The organism is Blautia schinkii, from assembly GCF_013304825.1.
Lineage (GTDB): Bacteria > Bacillota > Clostridia > Lachnospirales > Lachnospiraceae > Blautia_A > Blautia_A schinkii_B.
Window position 1 is genome coordinate 46,147 of sequence record NZ_JAAWUO010000021.1, and the last position, 16,970, is coordinate 63,116.

Annotated in this window: 13 protein-coding genes and 1 rRNA gene; all 14 read left to right on the plus strand. The window is 43.3% G+C overall.

Annotated elements, in window-relative coordinates:
- Positions 1–23: 23 nt before the first annotated feature.
- A complete protein-coding gene (gene purM / locus HFM85_RS14425) occupies positions 24–1,049 on the plus strand; it encodes a phosphoribosylformylglycinamidine cyclo-ligase (RefSeq protein WP_173738995.1) in 1,026 nt (341 codons plus the stop codon).
- Positions 1,043–1,666 carry a phosphoribosylglycinamide formyltransferase gene (gene purN / locus HFM85_RS14430; protein ID WP_173738996.1) on the plus strand — a complete coding sequence of 208 codons (624 nt, stop codon included), beginning with the start codon at positions 1,043–1,045 and terminating at the stop codon, positions 1,664–1,666. Before purM ends, purN begins: the two co-directional genes overlap by 7 nt.
- A 32-nt stretch (positions 1,667–1,698) precedes the next feature.
- Positions 1,699–2,973: a phosphoribosylamine--glycine ligase gene (gene purD, locus HFM85_RS14435; protein WP_173738997.1), complete on the plus strand. Its 1,275-nt coding sequence runs from the start codon at positions 1,699–1,701 to the stop codon at positions 2,971–2,973.
- Between the two features lie 230 nt (positions 2,974–3,203).
- Positions 3,204–3,977, plus strand: a complete 774-nt coding sequence (locus tag HFM85_RS14440; protein WP_173738998.1) for an SseB family protein — start codon at positions 3,204–3,206, stop codon at positions 3,975–3,977.
- A 74-nt stretch (positions 3,978–4,051) separates the two neighbouring features.
- Positions 4,052–4,429, plus strand: coding sequence for a GntR family transcriptional regulator (locus HFM85_RS14445; RefSeq protein WP_173738999.1), 378 nt, complete (start codon positions 4,052–4,054; stop codon positions 4,427–4,429).
- An 11-nt stretch (positions 4,430–4,440) separates the two neighbouring features.
- Positions 4,441–6,903, plus strand: a complete 2,463-nt coding sequence (locus HFM85_RS14450) for an ATP-dependent Clp protease ATP-binding subunit (RefSeq protein ID WP_173739000.1) — start codon at positions 4,441–4,443, stop codon at positions 6,901–6,903.
- Positions 6,904–7,023: 120 nt separating this feature from the next.
- The gene (locus HFM85_RS14455) at positions 7,024–7,437 is read left to right on the plus strand and encodes an endosialidase (RefSeq protein ID WP_173739001.1); all 414 of its coding nucleotides are present in this window, start codon (positions 7,024–7,026) and stop codon (positions 7,435–7,437) included.
- Entirely contained in the window at positions 7,431–8,801 is a 1,371-nt protein-coding gene (gene radA / locus HFM85_RS14460; RefSeq protein ID WP_173739002.1) for a DNA repair protein RadA, read from the plus strand. The genes HFM85_RS14455 and radA overlap by 7 nt, the downstream gene beginning before the upstream one ends.
- 13 nt (positions 8,802–8,814) lie before the next feature.
- Entirely contained in the window at positions 8,815–9,825 is a 1,011-nt protein-coding gene (locus tag HFM85_RS14465; protein ID WP_173739003.1) for a glycosyltransferase family 2 protein, read from the plus strand.
- Entirely contained in the window at positions 9,815–11,464 is a 1,650-nt protein-coding gene (locus HFM85_RS14470) for a glycosyltransferase (protein WP_173739004.1), read from the plus strand. Before HFM85_RS14465 ends, HFM85_RS14470 begins: the two co-directional genes overlap by 11 nt.
- A complete protein-coding gene (locus HFM85_RS14475; RefSeq protein ID WP_173739005.1) occupies positions 11,457–13,277 on the plus strand; it encodes a glycosyltransferase family 2 protein in 1,821 nt (606 codons plus the stop codon). The genes HFM85_RS14470 and HFM85_RS14475 overlap by 8 nt, the downstream gene beginning before the upstream one ends.
- Positions 13,274–15,631, plus strand: coding sequence for a polysaccharide pyruvyl transferase family protein (locus HFM85_RS14480; RefSeq protein WP_173739006.1), 2,358 nt, complete (start codon positions 13,274–13,276; stop codon positions 15,629–15,631). Before HFM85_RS14475 ends, HFM85_RS14480 begins: the two co-directional genes overlap by 4 nt.
- Before the next feature lie 107 nt (positions 15,632–15,738).
- Positions 15,739–15,972: a hypothetical protein gene (locus tag HFM85_RS14485; protein WP_173739007.1), complete on the plus strand. Its 234-nt coding sequence runs from the start codon at positions 15,739–15,741 to the stop codon at positions 15,970–15,972.
- Positions 15,973–16,700: 728 nt separating this feature from the next.
- Positions 16,701–16,970 (plus strand): 16S ribosomal RNA (locus tag HFM85_RS14490); the annotation flags it as partial.

Here is a 16,970-nt window from a genome sequence, read left to right on the forward strand (position 1 = left end):
AGTGTTGCTATAAGGAGGAAATTATGGATTACAAGACTTCAGGCGTAGATATAGAGGCTGGTTACAAATCAGTAGAACTGATGAAAAAACATATTGCCAAGACAATGAGACCGGAGGTACTTGGAGGAATCGGAGGTTTCTCAGGTGCATTTTCCATGGAGAAATTTAAAGACATGGAGGAACCGACACTTGTTTCCGGAACAGATGGATGTGGAACGAAGGTTAAAGTAGCCATGGTCATGGATAAGCATGATACTATCGGAATCGATGCGGTAGCCATGTGTGTGAATGATATTGCATGTGCAGGTGGAGAACCACTGTTCTTCCTGGATTACATTGCCTGTGGCAAGAACTATCCGGAGAAAATCGCTGAGATTGTAAAGGGTGTTGCAGAAGGCTGTGTACAGTCAGAAGCTGCTCTTATCGGCGGTGAGACAGCAGAACATCCCGGACTTATGCCTGAGGATGAGTATGACCTTGCAGGATTTGCAGTAGGAGTCGTTGACAAAAAAGATCTTCTTACAGGAGAATCCCTGAAACCGGGAGATGTACTCATCGGCATGGCTTCCACAGGAGTTCACAGTAACGGATTTTCTCTTGTACGTAAAGTATTTGATATGACAAAGGAATCTCTGGATACCTATTATGAGGAGCTTGGCACAACACTTGGTGAGGCTCTGATCGCACCGACCAGAATCTATGTAAAAGCATTAAAGAGTATCCGCAATGCCGGTGTGAAGATCCATGCCTGCAGCCATATCACAGGCGGCGGATTTTATGAGAATATCCCGCGTATGCTGAAGGAAGGTACAAGAGCAGTTGTTAAGAAAGACAGCTATCCGGTACTTCCGATCTTCAAACTTCTTGCAGAAAGAGGAAATATTGATGAGCATATGATGTATAATACATACAACATGGGACTTGGAATGATCCTTGCAGTAGATCCGGCAGATGTTGACAAAACAATGGAAGCTATCCGCAGCACAGGAGACAAGCCGTATGTTGTAGGAAGTATTGAAGCAGGTGAAAAGGGAGTGACCTTATGTTAAAAATCGGAGTTCTTGTTTCCGGCGGCGGGACCAATCTCCAGGCAATCCTGGATGCAATTGATGCCGGAGATATTACCAATGCAGAAGTGGATATCGTGATCAGCAATAATGCTTCTGCCTATGCGCTGGAGAGAGCCAGAAAGCATAATATCGAAGCTTTGTGCATTGCGCCGAAGGACTATCCGGACAGGGAAGCTTTTCACAGAGCACTTCTTGCAAAACTTCAGGAGAGAGGAGTGGATCTGATCGTTCTTGCCGGATATCTGGTTGCTATTCCGCCTATGATGGTGGAAGCTTATCCGAATAAGATCATTAACATTCATCCGTCCCTGATACCGTCATTCTGCGGCAAAGGTTATTACGGACTTAAAGTTCATGATGCAGTGCTTGCAAGAGGCGTGAAGGTAACAGGTGCTACTGTACATTTTGTAGATGCAGGCACAGATACAGGTCCGATCATCCTTCAGAAAGCTGTAAAAGTGAAAGATGGAGACACCTCTAAGGAACTTCAGAGAAGAGTGATGGAGAAGGCTGAGTGGAAGATCCTTCCGGATGCTATTGATCTCATTGCAAATGACAAGATTACAGTGACAGATGGGATCGTTTCTTTAAAGTAATCACAGGATAGATGAAACAAAGGAGTAAACAGATGAAGATATTAATCGTAGGAAGCGGTGGAAGAGAACACGCTATCGCATGGAGCGTTGCAAAAAGCCCGAAGGCAGATAAGATCTACTGTGCACCTGGAAATGCAGGAATTGCAGAGTATGCAGAATGTGTGGATATCGGGGCAATGGAATTTGAAAAACTGGCTGCATTTGCCAAAGAAAAAGAGATTGATCTCACCATCGTCGGAATGGATGATCCTCTTGTTGGCGGTATTGTAGATGTATTTGAGACACAGGGACTTCGGGTGTTCGGACCTCGCAAGAATGCAGCAATCCTGGAAGGCTCCAAGGCTTTTTCCAAAGATCTTATGAAAAAATATGAGATTCCGACTGCTGCCTATGAGAATTTCGATGATCCGGAGAAGGCACTTACATATTTAAGAACAGAAGCAAAATTTCCGATTGTTCTGAAAGCTGACGGACTTGCACTTGGTAAGGGCGTTCTGATCTGTAAAGATCTGAAGGAAGCTGAGGACGGCGTAAAGGAGATCATGGAAGATAAAAAATTCGGAAATGCCGGAAATACCATGGTCATTGAGGAGTTTATGACAGGCCGTGAAGTTTCCGTGCTTTCCTTTGTTGACGGAAAAACGATCCGCACCATGACTTCCGCACAGGATCATAAACGTGCACAGGACGGAGATCAGGGACTGAACACAGGCGGTATGGGAACTTTCTCTCCAAGCCCGTTCTATACAGAAGAAGTTGATGAGTTCTGTAAGAAATATATCTATCAGAAAACAGTAGATGCCATGGCAGCAGAGGGACGTCCGTTCAAAGGAATCATTTTCTTCGGGCTGATGCTTACTGCAGATGGCCCGAAGGTTCTTGAGTACAATGCAAGATTCGGTGATCCGGAGGCACAGGTCGTTCTCCCGCGTATGGAGAATGATATCCTTGAGGTAATGGAGGCCTGCGTTGACGGTAAATTGGATCAGATCGATCTGAAATTCCAGGATAATGCGGCAGTATGTGTAGTTCTTGCAAGCGACGGTTATCCGGTGAAATATGAGAAAGGTATCCCGATCCATGGATTTGAGAATTTCAAGGACAAGGACGGATATTACTGCTTCCATGCAGGAACCAGATTTAAAGATGGCGAGATCGTTACAAACGGCGGACGTGTTCTTGGCATCACAGCCAAAGGAAAAACTCTCAAAGAAGCCAGAAAGAACGCATACGAAGCTACTGAGTGGATTGATTTTGCAAACAAATATATGCGTCACGACATTGGAAAGGCCATTGACGAGGCGTGAATCATAAATTCGTTATTGTCCTGTCCATTCTGCAACAGTAACATAAATTCTACAACTATTAGCACACAGCTTGACGAAATTATAGATTATATTGTAAAATAATGTTAACTATGAATGCCATAAATAGTTATCAATAATAAAAGCTGGATGCTGACAGAACACGATAAGAACGAACCATTTTCTTTGATGCAGTGTCACATCCAAATGATGAGGCAGAGAGGACAGGAAAAATGGGAATCAGTGTAGAAGAAGCAGTTCAGGAACTCAGAAACAGGGAGGAAGTTTTTGTAGCATATTCTCAGGCTACCAAGCTTCCGTATGTTACCTGCGATGAGGAGACATTTAATGATCAGGCAAGGATTTTTGCAACAGAAGAAGAGATTAAAGAATATGGAAAACAGCTCCTGGAGGACAAGATTCTTCTTATGGGCATGAAATACGAAAAGAAAGATTTTCCGAGACTGTACGGTACTCTGTATGCGATTGGCGTAAACAGTGTGATCTGGACAGATGGGGACAAGCAGATTGAAGTAGAGATTCAGAGGATCGCAAGTCAGAGAGATATGAGTAAGATCGAACCGGCCAAGAGACCGCTTCTCAATCCTTCTCTTGAGCTTTCCGGCATTTACTTCATGCAGGAGCTTCGCCGCCCGGTGAAACAGGAAGAACATAAGAATATCCGTGAGCTGGAGGAAGAGCTGATCGCAAACCTCCGAAAAGCGGAATTCTTGATTGCCATCAATGCAGAACAGGAAGAAAACGGAAAACTTCATATTCCATATCTTAAGAACAAAGATGACAAGATCCTTCAGCCTGTATTTACAGATGTTATGGAATTTGAGAAATTCGGAAGAGGAAAGAACCTCCGTGTTGCGAAAGTAACCATGGATAAACTTCCGGGCTTGATGATTCCGCAGGCGAGTGCTTATGTGGTAAATCCGCTTGGATTCAATCTGATCCTGAATAAAGAACAGGTGGAGAAGATCGCAGGAGTCGCCAAATAAAAAATTAAATCACAGCAGGCTGCCAGGATATGAAACTGTGCAGCCTTTTGCTGTTATAGAGGAGAGATTGCCCGATGGTGATAGAAATTGATTTTAACAGTGATGAGGCGATCTACATGCAGATCACCAATCAGATCATAATGGGGATAGCCACATCCAGGCTTCATGAGGGGGATGCTCTGCCTTCTGTACGGCAGCTTGCGAGCATTGCAGGGATCAATATGCATACGGTAAATAAAGCATATGCACTGCTTCGTCAGGAAGGCTTTGTAACCATTGACAGACGAAAAGGAGCAGTGATCTCCATTGATGCAGATAAGGTAAGAGCCCTGGAAGAGATGAAACAGAATCTCACAGTAGCGATGGCCTGGGGCTGTTGCAAGAATGTAACAAGAGAAGAGATCCATCAGCTGGTGGATGAGATTTTTGATGAATATGACGCAGACAGATAGGAGGAGACATCATGCAGGAACGATTTACAAAGCAGGCACAGAATGTTCTTGCTCTGGCGAAACAGGCAGCAGGCTCCTGCGGACATAGTTATATCGGTACTGAGCATTTGTTGGTAGGCCTTTTGCAGGAAGAAGAGGGCACAGCAGGCAGAGTGCTCGAGGAATTCGGTATCCAGGCAGAGAATGCCCTGGCACTGATCGATAAACTGATCGCACCGCCGGGAAATACAGCTGTTACCCAGAAACCGGGATTCAGCCCGAGAACCCAGAGAGTTCTTGAAAATGCGTATGCAGAAGCTGAATCTATGCATTTTGAGAAAGCAGGAACCGAGCATCTTCTGCTGGCTATGCTGAAAGAAACAGACTGTGTAGGCACGAGACTTTTGTATACAATGGGAGCGAATATCCAGAAGCTGTACGCAGCAGTGCTTGCAGCAATGGGAATGGACAGCGATGCCATTGCAGAAGAATTTCAGGCAGTAAAAGCGGCCCGGAACAGAAACGGCAGCACAACACCAACGCTTGACCAGTACAGCCGGGATCTTACTGAGATGGCGGAGGAAGGCAGACTGGATCCTGTAGTGGGAAGAGATAAAGAGATCGCCCGCCTGATCCAAATCCTAAGCCGCAGGACCAAGAATAATCCATGTCTGGTAGGAGAGCCAGGTGTTGGAAAAACAGCTATTGTGGAAGGCCTCGCACAGCGGATCGTTACAGGAATGGTTCCTGATACAGTGAAGGATAAAAGAGTAGTTGTACTGGATCTTTCCGGAATGGTTGCAGGAAGTAAATACAGAGGTGAATTTGAGGAGCGTATCCGAAATGTCATTGATGAGGTAAGAGAACAGCAGGGGATTCTGCTTTTTATCGATGAGATCCACACGATTATCGGAGCCGGAGGCGCAGAAGGTGCACTGGATGCTTCCAATATTCTGAAACCGTCACTTTCCAGAGGAGAGATTCAGCTGATCGGAGCTACAACTCTGGAAGAATACAGGAAATATATAGAAAAAGATGCTGCACTGGAGCGGCGTTTCCAGCCGGTAACAGTGGAAGAGCCAACGGAAGAAGAGGCCGTGAAGATCTTAAGAGGGCTGCGCCCGTATTATGAGAAGCATCACGGCGTTGAGATCCTGGATGAGGCTCTGGAGGCAGCAGTGAAGATGTCCATCCGTTATATCAATGATCGTTTTCTTCCGGATAAGGCCATTGATATTATTGATGAAGCGTCATCCAAGGTACAGTTGGCAGGATATCATCCGTCCCCGGAGGCGGAAGTCCTGGAACGCAAAATCCATGATATTCTCAAAGAAAAAGAGCAGGCAGTTGTAAATGCTGACCTGGAAGGTGCAAAAGCGGCACAGGCAAGACAGAATGAGGCAGAAGAAGAGCTTGAGAAGATCCGCAAAAAAGCTGAACGCAGAAATAAACGGAAATCTCTAACAGTAGGAGAGGCAGCAGTTGCAGATATTGTATCAGATTGGACGAAAATTCCCGTACAGCGTCTCACAGAAGGGGAATCCCGCCGTCTTGCAAACCTGGAAAAAGTTCTTAAGAAGCGTGTGATCGGGCAGGATGAAGCAGTGTCTGCAGTGGCCCGTGCAGTGAAACGAGGCAGAGTCGGCTTAAAAGATCCTTCAAGACCAATCGGTTCTTTTCTGTTCCTTGGTCCTACAGGTGTCGGAAAAACAGAGCTTTCCAAGGCACTGGCAGAGGCAGTCTTTGGAAGTGAGCAGGCTATGATCCGTGTGGATATGTCTGAGTATATGGAGAAACACAGTGTTTCCAAGATGATTGGATCACCGCCAGGATATGTAGGCTATGAGGAGGGTGGACAGCTCAGTGAGAAAGTACGCAGAAATCCATATAGCGTGATTCTTTTTGATGAGATTGAGAAGGCACATCCGGATGTGTTCAATATCCTTCTGCAGGTGCTGGATGACGGACATATTACAGATGCCCATGGAAGAAAAGTTGATTTTAAGCAGACGATCATCATTATGACATCCAATGCAGGTGCACAGATGATCATGGAGCCAAAGCATCTTGGGTTTATGTCCGGAGATACCGAGAAGCAGAATTACGACAGAATGAAGTCTGGTGTTATGGAAGAAGTACGCCGGATGTTCAAACCGGAGTTCCTCAATCGAATTGATGAGATCATGGTGTTCCATTCTCTTAATAAAGAAAATATCCGCAAGATCGTTACGATTCTTCTTAAAAATCTTGAGAATCGCTGCCAGGAACAGCTGGGTATTACATTGAAGGTCACAGGTGCGGCAAAAGATCTCATTGCAGACGCAGGTTTTGACAGCAAGTATGGTGCAAGACCTTTAAGAAGGGCTATCCAGACGAAGATCGAAGATGAGATGGCAACGGAAATTCTTGAGGGACATATTAAATCCGGAGATGCTGTGCAGGTAAAAGTAAAAGATAAAAAGATCTGCTTTGCAGTGACAGATTCCGGGGAATAAAAAATCACAATTATGAAAAGTATAAGAATTTTGTCACTTCCTATAGCCAAAAAATACGAAATAAGTTATAATTAAACTTACAAAATTTACAACAAAAGAATTTCAGGAGGACATAAGATCATGGCAGTGGTACAGGAATTGATCCGTACAGAAGACAACGGTACTATCAGTTTTGGAGATTATGAGTTAAATCAGAAATCCAAGCTGTCAGATTATCAGTATCAGGGAGATATGTATAAAGTAAAAACATATAAGGAGATCACCAAGCTTGAGCGCAATGGAATGTTCGTATATGAGTCCGTTCCGGGAACAAGTGTATTCCACCTTCAGCAGGATGGAACTGCAATGAGCTTCGAGGTACAGGGCTTTGAGGATTCTCAGATCACAGTAGAGCTTGAGGCTGAGACTGAGTATCAGGTGTTTATTGACGGAGCGAGCACAGGTACCATGACTACGAACCTGGGCGGTAAGCTTTCTTTCAGTGTTGAGCTGGATGCGGACACCAAAGCTGAAGTAAAAATCGTAAAATGCTAAAAAATAAAAAAACAGTATATTTCTGCCAGGAATGCGGATACGAATCTGCCAAGTGGATGGGACAGTGTCCTGCATGCAAGGCATGGAATACTTTTGTGGAGGAGACAGTTTCTGCAAAGAAAGCATCCTCCGGCAGTACAAACACAACACAGAAAAAAACTGAACCCGTAATTCTGAAAGACATCAGCCTTTCTTCTGATGAACGTCAGAGCTGTGGGATCGGTGAACTGGACAGGGTGCTGGGAGGAGGAATTGTTCCTGGCTCCCTCGTTTTGGTGGGCGGAGATCCCGGTATCGGTAAATCCACCCTGCTCCTTCAGGTATGCAGGAATCTTTCAGCTCAGGGAGTATCTGTATTGTATATTTCCGGTGAGGAATCACTCAGACAGATCAAGCTCAGGGCAGACAGGCTTGGAAGTTTTAATGACAGACTCAAGCTCCTCTGTGAGACAAATCTTGAGAATATCAGAGAGATCATAGAACGGACAAAACCAGATGTTGCTGTTGTGGATTCTATCCAGACTATGTTTCATGAAGATATTACTTCCGCACCTGGAAGTGTTTCACAGGTGAGGGAATCTACTAATGTTCTGATGCAGATTGCCAAGGGAATGGGAGTTTCCATTTTTATTGTGGGACATGTGACCAAGGAAGGAAATGTGGCAGGCCCACGTGTGCTTGAGCATATGGTGGATACAGTTCTGTATTTTGAAGGAGACAGGCATGCTTCCTACAGGATCTTGCGTGCAGTGAAAAACCGCTTCGGGTCTACCAATGAGATCGGCGTTTTTGAGATGCAGAATACAGGTCTTGAAGAAGTAAAAAATCCTTCGGAATTTCTTCTGAACGGAAGGCCGGAGAATGCTTCCGGTTCTGTTGTTGCGTGCTCCATGGAAGGCACAAGACCGATTCTGGTGGAGATTCAGGCTCTTGTCTGCCAGAGTAATTTTGGAATCCCCAGACGTACGGCAGTTGGAACAGATTTTAACCGCGTAAATCTGCTTATGGCAGTTCTGGAGAAGAAAGCAGGTGTTCATCTTGCATCATCGGATGCATATGTGAACATTGCAGGTGGAATGAAGATGACAGAACCGGCTATTGATCTTGGTATTTGTCTGGCCATTATTTCCAGCTGCAAGGATATTGTGATCCCGGATAATGTGATGGTCTTTGGTGAGATCGGCTTAAGCGGTGAGGTACGTGCAGTCAGCATGGCCGGACAACGTGTGCAGGAAGCGAAAAAACTGGGATTTGAAACTGTGATCCTGCCGGAAGTAAACAGGGCAGCGACTGAGAGCATCAAAGGGATACGTCTGGTATACGTAGCAGGGATCCGTGATGCAATCTCATATATAATAAAATAAGAGGTTGGAAAGTATGAGAAAGATTTTGTCGGTTATCATTCCAGTCTATAACATGGAAAAATATATCCGCCAGTGTCTGGAATCACTGATGATCAGAGAAATTCTGGATAAAATAGAGATTCTGGTCGTACTGGACGGATCAACAGACCGGTCAGAGGAAATCGCACTGGAGTTTTCCAAGGCACATCCGGAATCTGTCCGGGTGATCAGTAAACCTAATGGTGGTCACGGATCGGCCATTAATACAGGAATGGATAACGCAGCAGGCGAATATGTAAAAGTTCTTGACAGTGATGACTGGGTAAACAGAAAAGGCTTCATCCGGCTGGTAGAGGGACTGGAGAAATATGATACAGATATTGTCTGGAGTAATTTTTTCTGGGTCTATGAACCAAGCGGAAAGAAAAGCATCCAGAACAGACATCCGTTCCCGGGAGTAGAATATGGCAAAAAATATGATTTCAGGGAAATAGCGGAAAAAACATTTGTCAAGATGCATTCTATGACAGTAAAGACAGATTTGGTTCGCAGGACAGGAATGAGGATTGATGAAAACTGCTATTATGTAGACGTGGAATTTGTAATGTATCCGATTCCGGAAGTAAAGACAATCACATTTCTGGATGAATTTGTATATATGTACAGGCTGGGACGTCAGGGACAGAGCATGACATTGGAAAAAATGCGCCAGAATCACCGTAATCATGAACGTGTCCTGAAAAGTCTGTTGAGATATTACCGGAATCTCAAAGCAAGGGATACTGACAGAGAGTATCTTATCTATCTGGAAAAAGGAATCGCCAATGTACTTAGCAGCCATTTTAAAATATATTTGAGTTTCCCTTGTTCAGCCAGAGTATGCCGCAGATTGCGCAGAATGGACGGCACGATTCGGGGCAGATATCCGGAAATCTATAATGCTGTCGAAAATAAATTCGTATGGGCTATCCGAAAGAGCGGATATCTGTTATACTATCCGGGGCATTTTATCATGAGGCTTAGGGAGAAATTGAATGAAGTATAAAACAATACAGACGCTGATGCTTCCGGACAGTGAAGAGGAAAATTACGGACTTTATTATCAGGGGACTGAAGGCGTCAGGCTGATCGGCGGTGAGGAGAAATCCTTATATATACCGGAAAATGGAAATGTAGAGCTTTTTACATATTTTAATGGATTTTACCCGAAGCAGTGGGCTCAGTACGCAGAATTAAACGGGCTGCATGTAAAGGTTACGGTGAGCGGAAGCTGCAGTATAAGTCTGTGCCATACAGATGGAAAGAGAACTGTTGTGAACGGTGAGGAAGAATGTCTGGCGGGAGATGAAGAGCGGACAGTGACTTTTGAAGTACCGGATCCGCAGCACTCCAAAGTTTTCTGGATTTCTGTGAAAGGCCTGAAACAAGGTGGATATCTTAGAAATATAACAGTTCAGACAGAAGTGGAAAGACTGCAGGAAGTCAATTTGGCAGTAGTGATCTGCACCTGCCGCCGTGAAAAAGAAGTCATAGGAAATCTTGAGAGGATTTCCAGAATGGACATAAAAGAACGTCCGGAGATTTTTCTCATAGATAATGGGAATACTCTCACAGAGGATATGGTCCCGGAATGGGTACATCTTGTTCCGAACAGGAATTGCGGCGGAGCCGGCGGATTTACAAGAGGTATGATAGAAGCTTTGAAAGATCCTGCATTTACCCATGTGATCCTGATGGATGATGATATTATCCTTAATCCGGATGTTCTCAGAAAAACAGGTTATTTTCTTTCTGCTGTAAAGAAAGAATGGCAGGATGCGCCTTTGGGAGGAGCTCTTATAGAAAGGGATATTCCGTGGAAACAATTTGAGTGCGGAGCTTTCTGGAACAGAGGAAAGATCCAGGGCTGCGGACAGAATCTGGATCTTCGAAGGAAAGATTCGCTTCTGAAGAATACAAAGGTACAGAACTGGGAATACGGCGGTTGGTGGTACTGTGCCATACCGGTATCAGCTATCCGGGAAAAGGGTCTTCCGCTGCCTTTGTTTATCCACAGGGATGATATCGAGTACGGCATCCGCCTGGGAAAACTGATGACACTGAATGGCATTGGAGTATGGCATGAAGCCGTTATCAAGAAACTACCTCAGATGGGAGAATATTACGATATCCGGAATATGGCTATCGTAAATGCGATTCATTATGATGATTGGGATAGTCTCCAGTGGAAGAAATTCCTTATCAAATGGGTTGCGGGAAATCTTCTGCGGGGCAGATACTCTTATATTTATCTGAATATCTGTGCTATGATGGATTTCCTGAAAGGTGAAAAATGGCTGGAAAAAACAGATGGAGTAGAGATCCACGCAAAAGTAGCTGCAAGAGTTCCTAAACTGCAAAAAACGGGTCACACGGAAAAAAATGTGTTTTATACAACTCCGGATGTCAGTGTATACACTGCAGCCAAAAAGAAACATATCGTTTATGAAGATTCCGCAGGATTTTGCCTGAAGGCAGATAAGAACCTGCCGGAAACAATACGTCTGAGCATATATTTATTACTGGCATTGAGGAAAACAGACAGGTATTTTGAAAAATCCAGGGAGAGCTACAGAAGGAACTGGAAGAAACTGATAACAGAAGAATTCTGGAATAAATATTTGGAGATTGATAAGAATGAGTAAAAATTACAAACTGCAGAATATCCTGTTCTGCGACAATGACAGGCTGGAAGCATACTGGGAGATGTTTTTCAAAAGCAGCCGCCCGGTGTATGACAGAGAAAAGAAAAACATCGTTTTAGGTGCGGGACAGGTAATTGATTTCTGTACTTACTTTAACTCTATTTCACTTCTGAAATGGAAAACCTACACATACGCAGAGAAGCTGATTCTGAAACTGCGTGTAAAAGGTGAGATGGAGATCCTTCTTACAGGCTATGAGAAGAAAGATACACAGTACATCCGTAAAGTTCTCCGCAGAGCAAAGGTTTCCGCAGCTGAGGAGCAGGAGATCAGTCTTGAATATCCGGAAAATGATCTGATGGTTGCCGGCTTCGAGATCCATACACTCGGTGTATGTGTGATCTATGGAGGCGAGTATGCTACAGAGGTTGAGGAAGATCAGATGCGTCATGTATCTCTTCATCTTTGTACAACAACATTCAAAAAAGAAGATTATATCCTTCCGAACATTCAGCTTCTGAAAGATACTGTACTTGCCGGTAATGATAGTATTGCAGAAAATCTGTGGATCCATGTGGTAGATAATGGACGGACACTTCCGGCAGAAGAGATCCAGACAGAGCATGTAATGGTACATCCGAACCTTAATGTAGGTGGTGCCGGCGGATTTACAAGAGGTATGCTGGAAGCTATGGATCATAAAGAAAAACCGACCCATGTTCTTCTGATGGATGATGATGTTATGATTCTTCCGGAGAGCCTTATCCGTACCTATAATCTTCTGAAGATCGTTCGTCCGGAATATGAGCATCATTTTATCAGTGGCGCAATGCTTTTCTATGAAGAGATGAATTTCCTGTATGAAGATGTAGGATTTATGGATCATGAGGGAACTTACGGTCCACTGAAAGACAGAGTAGATACCAGAAAGATTGAAGATGTGCTTCGTTGCGAGGAGATCATTCATGAACCAAAGAACGCATATGCGGGATGGTGGTATTGCTGTATTCCGGCAGAATTTGTGCGCAAAGATAATCTGCCGCTTCCGGTATTTGTTCGTGGTGATGATGTTGAATACAGTCTCCGTAATAAAGCGAAATTTATTACTCTTAGCGGTATCTGTATCTGGCATATGGGATTTACGAATAAGTTTAACGGAGCAATGGAATTTTATCAGGTACACAGAAATACTCTGATGCTTCAGGCTGCCAGTGGAGTATGCCAGAATGCAGACATTATGACACGTATCCGCAAGCTGATCCGCGTAAATCTCCTGCGTTTTAATTATGATGGTGCAGAGCTTCTTCTTGATGCAGTTGAAGACTATATGAAGGGCTATAAATTCTTCATGAAGAATCAGGGTGAAAAACTTCTCAAAGAGAAATCCCAGAAGAATGAGCAGATGGAGCCGCTTTCCAATTTCCCGGAGGCACCGACAAAGGTATTCAGCGTTTATGCACCGGATCTTCCGCGTAAACCATGGGAAACCTTCCTGTATAGAATTACTTATAACGGACATTTCTGGCCGGAGAAGCTTCTGAAAAAAGAAACAGTTCCGGTTGCCTATGACTGGTATTATTCACCACACAGATACTTCTTCAGAAGAAGACTTCTTGCAGTAAACCCACACCTGAAGATGGGTGCATACAGAGAAATGGACAAGAAGAGATTTTTCGAGCTGTTCAGCAGAGAACGTAAACTTTTCAGCCGTTACAATAAGATTCACGTTCGTCTGGAAAAAGAATACAGAAACCACAGAAAAGAGTTCACTTCAGAAAGTTTCTGGAGAAAATATTTGGAGATAGATAAATGAGTGTAAAACATATAGGGGATTTAAAGAAAACAGAGTGTTACGGCTGCAGTGCCTGTGTTTACAGCTGCCCGTTTGGGGCAATCACAATGGAAAGGGATAGCGAAGGCTTTCGCTATCCTGTTGTAGACGAAGAGAAATGTACAGGCTGCGGAAAATGCAGAAAGATCTGTCCATCCATCTGTCCAAAAGACATGAGCAATGCACCGGAGCCGGAGAGCTATGCGGTCTGGGCGGATGACAAGCTGCGAATGGATAGTACTTCTGGCGGTGCTTTTACCTTAATCGCAAGAAACATCCTTGCGCAGGGCGGTGTTGTCTGCGGTGTTGTTATGGACGAGAAGTTTCATATTTTCCATACGATTGCCACAAATGAAAAAGAAATTGAGCCAATGAGAAGATCTAAATATGTGGAGAGTGATCTTGGAGATATGTTCCCGCGTATTAAAGAACTTCTTGAGAAAGGTACAAAAGTCCTTTTTACAGGTACTCCATGTCAGGTTGCCGGTTTAAAAGCATACCTGGGAAATAAAAGAGAGGGACTGATTGCAGTAGATCTTATGTGTCATGGTGGCACATCTCCTAAGGTTTTTGAAAGATATCTGGATGAAACTTTTGGAAGAGAAAATGTAAAAAGATTTTATTTCCGTACTAAATATTATGGATATAATGGAACTACCTGTGCGGTTGTCTTGAAGGATGGACAGACATATATGGGATCAGGAGAACTGGATCCGTTTGTGAAAGGATCTTACAGAAGCCTGTTTCTCAGAAAAAGCTGTGAAGACTGTAAATTTGCGTCTATGCCTCGCCAGGGAGATATTACGATTGGCGATTGTTGGGGAATTGCTAAATACAAAGCTGAATTAAGTGATGGAAGAGGAACTTCTCTGATTCTTGTAAATAATGAAAAGGGACGCAAGATTGTAGAAGAAATCAGTGCAAATACACAGGTTTTTGAGAAAGTACCGTTAGAAGCAGTTACCTGGAAAAATCGTTTCAAAGAGCATATGCAGGCACATTCTCAGCGCGACCGTTTCTTTGAAATGTTAAACTATACAAGTATGCATAAAGCGGTTAAATACTGTATGGAAAACCGTTATGATGTTGGTGTTCTGGGAGTATGGTTTGGCTGTAATTATGGAAGTATTGCGACTTATTATGGTTTGATGAAACAGTTGCAGGGACTGGGCCTTTCTGTTCTTATGATCGATAAACCAGGTTTTGTAGGGACAGACAGGGAAGTTGCCGAAGAAAATCATAGTCGTGTTTTTGCAAATACTCATTTTCATGTAAGCAAACGCTATAAATTAAATGAATTGCGTATCTTGAATCATATTTGTGATTCCTTTGTTATTGGTTCTGACCAGGTATGGAATCATGGTATTGCAAGAAACTTTGGAAGAAGTTTTCTTATGGATTTTGTACGTGATGAAAAGAAGAAAGTTGCAGTTGCAGCATCTTTTGGACATGATCGTGATTTTCGTTCAAATAGGGAACGTATTATTGCAAGTGAGTACTTTAAGCGATTTGATGCAATTTCTGTACGAGAGGAATCTGCTGTTGGTATTATGAAGAGAGTATTTGGGGTGGATGCTACCCGTGTTCTGGATCCGGTATTTTCTACAGACAGACAGGTGTATGATGATATTGCAGCAGAATCTACACGTAATGAAACAGAACCATATATGCTTACCTATATTCTGGATCCGACACCTGAAAAGAAAGAGGTAATTCGTCATCTTTCTGAAAAGCTGGGACTTAGAACTATTCATATTCTGGATGGCACGCCATGGAATTATGAGTCTAATAAAGAAAAGCTGGGAATGGATACAATTCTTGAGAATGTTACTTTTCAGGATTGGGTTTACTATTTTAAAAACAGCAGTTATGTTCTTACAGATTCCTGTCATGGAATGAGCTTTGCGATTATTTACCATAAGCCATTTGCTGGAATTGGAAATGCACACAGGGGTATGACCAGATTTGCTTCTCTTACAAAACTTTTCCATGTTGAGGATCGTTTTGTAACTAATCCTCTTGATATTATCAAAAATGATCACTTCCTTGAACCAATGGACTATACTCAGGTAGAGGAGATCATGGAAAAAGAAAAAGCATTTTTCCAGGATTGGCTAAAGAACGCTATGTTCTCTGAGAAGACAGTTAAGACATACCAGGCTTATCCTGCCAAAATAGAAACTACAGAGGCAGCAGATATTCACGTCAAGATAAATGAGCCGATTCAGGTTAAGCAGACTTTCCTGCGCAGAGTTTATTATCATTTGCCTGTGAAAGTACAAAATAAAGTGAAACCTATTGTTAAGAATTATTTTAAGAAAAAAGCTCAACAGTAATTAAGTTAGCTTATGTGAGAATCTTCTTTAGATGGATATTAATTATGCAGCCGCTGTACTTTTGGGTATAGCGGCTGTATATGGTGAGAAAGGAGTATGAAACAGTTATGGGTATTGGTAATATCGGAAACATGATGAAAGTTATGAATGCATGGAATACATTTAAAAAGAACCATCCTAAGTTTCCTGCATTTTGCAGTGCAGTGTCAAGGCGTGGGCTTCGTGAGGGCAGTATCCTGGAAGTGACTTATATAAGCCCTGAAGGGGAGAAGCTGACAACGAATATAAAGGTGCGGCAGAGTGATATAGAGCTGCTTAGGGAGCTTTCTGGGGGGAATTGAGTGTGGTTTATGGAAGGACGTCGCTTTTTTGTGGCGTCTTTTTTGTTTTAACGAATGTACCCCAGCTCCACGGCTGGTAGTCAATTCGGTGAAGGACGGATGCGGACGCGATTGCGCCCTGTCCTGGGTTGTGGGAAGTAGTGTGTGGGTGAAGCGGTATTGGTATGACGATGCGGTTAGAATAGTGTGACGTGCGTAGCCAGTGGCCTCTCCATACCAATGGAAATTAACACATTTATCCAAACAAACAAAATAATCAAAAAAATTTGAATTTTATGGTTGACAAGCATAACTCCCAGTGGTATTATAACTGAGCTGTCGCAAATAATTGTTTTTGAAAAACAAACAATTAAAAAGAATTTCAGAAAAATGAAATTGACAGTTGACAAAAGACAGAAGATATGATAAAGTATCCAAGTCGCCAACAAAGCGGCAACAAAATCTTAACTCAAAAATGTTTGAAAAAAACTTAAAAAAGTGCTTGACAAACAAAAAGAGATGAGATAAAATAAACGAGCTGTCTGAGAGACAGACACAACAAACCTTGATAACTAAACAGTGAAACACATACGATTCTCGAAAATTTCTTTACATTTAAAGAACGGTTCGGGTGAATGCGAAAGCATGAACCTGCTCCGATGAGCGGAAGCGAGTCGGAGTTACGACCTATTTAGCAGTAAAAACGAGAGATAGCCAAACGGTTGTCTTGAGTAAATGAATCAAACATTTTATCAGAGAGTTTGATCCTGGCTCAGGATGAACGCTGGCGGCGTGCTTAACACATGCAAGTCGAACGGGAAACCTTTTATTGAAGCTTCGGCAGATTTAGATTGTTTCTAGTGGCGGACGGGTGAGTAACGCGTGGGTAACCTGCCTTATACAGGGGGATAACAGTCAGAAATGACTGCTAATACCGCATAAGCGCACAGAGCTGCATGGCTCAGTGTGAAAAACTCCGGTGGTATAAGATGGACCCGCGTTGGATTAGCTAGTTGGTG

Excerpts from the sequence above, each read along its gene's own strand:
- purM (WP_173738995.1), top strand. The coding sequence starts at position 24 with ATGGATTACAAGACTTCAGGCGTAGATATAGAGGCTGGTTACAAATCA.
- purN (WP_173738996.1), top strand. The coding sequence starts at position 1,043 with ATGTTAAAAATCGGAGTTCTTGTTTCCGGCGGCGGGACCAATCTCCAG.
- purD (WP_173738997.1), top strand. The coding sequence starts at position 1,699 with ATGAAGATATTAATCGTAGGAAGCGGTGGAAGAGAACACGCTATCGCA.
- HFM85_RS14440 (WP_173738998.1), top strand. The coding sequence starts at position 3,204 with ATGGGAATCAGTGTAGAAGAAGCAGTTCAGGAACTCAGAAACAGGGAG.
- HFM85_RS14445 (WP_173738999.1), top strand. The coding sequence starts at position 4,052 with ATGGTGATAGAAATTGATTTTAACAGTGATGAGGCGATCTACATGCAG.
- HFM85_RS14450 (WP_173739000.1), top strand. The coding sequence starts at position 4,441 with ATGCAGGAACGATTTACAAAGCAGGCACAGAATGTTCTTGCTCTGGCG.
- HFM85_RS14455 (WP_173739001.1), top strand. The coding sequence starts at position 7,024 with ATGGCAGTGGTACAGGAATTGATCCGTACAGAAGACAACGGTACTATC.
- radA (WP_173739002.1), top strand. The coding sequence starts at position 7,431 with ATGCTAAAAAATAAAAAAACAGTATATTTCTGCCAGGAATGCGGATAC.
- HFM85_RS14465 (WP_173739003.1), top strand. The coding sequence starts at position 8,815 with ATGAGAAAGATTTTGTCGGTTATCATTCCAGTCTATAACATGGAAAAA.
- HFM85_RS14470 (WP_173739004.1), top strand. The coding sequence starts at position 9,815 with ATGAAGTATAAAACAATACAGACGCTGATGCTTCCGGACAGTGAAGAG.
- HFM85_RS14475 (WP_173739005.1), top strand. The coding sequence starts at position 11,457 with ATGAGTAAAAATTACAAACTGCAGAATATCCTGTTCTGCGACAATGAC.
- HFM85_RS14480 (WP_173739006.1), top strand. The coding sequence starts at position 13,274 with ATGAGTGTAAAACATATAGGGGATTTAAAGAAAACAGAGTGTTACGGC.
- HFM85_RS14485 (WP_173739007.1), top strand. The coding sequence starts at position 15,739 with ATGGGTATTGGTAATATCGGAAACATGATGAAAGTTATGAATGCATGG.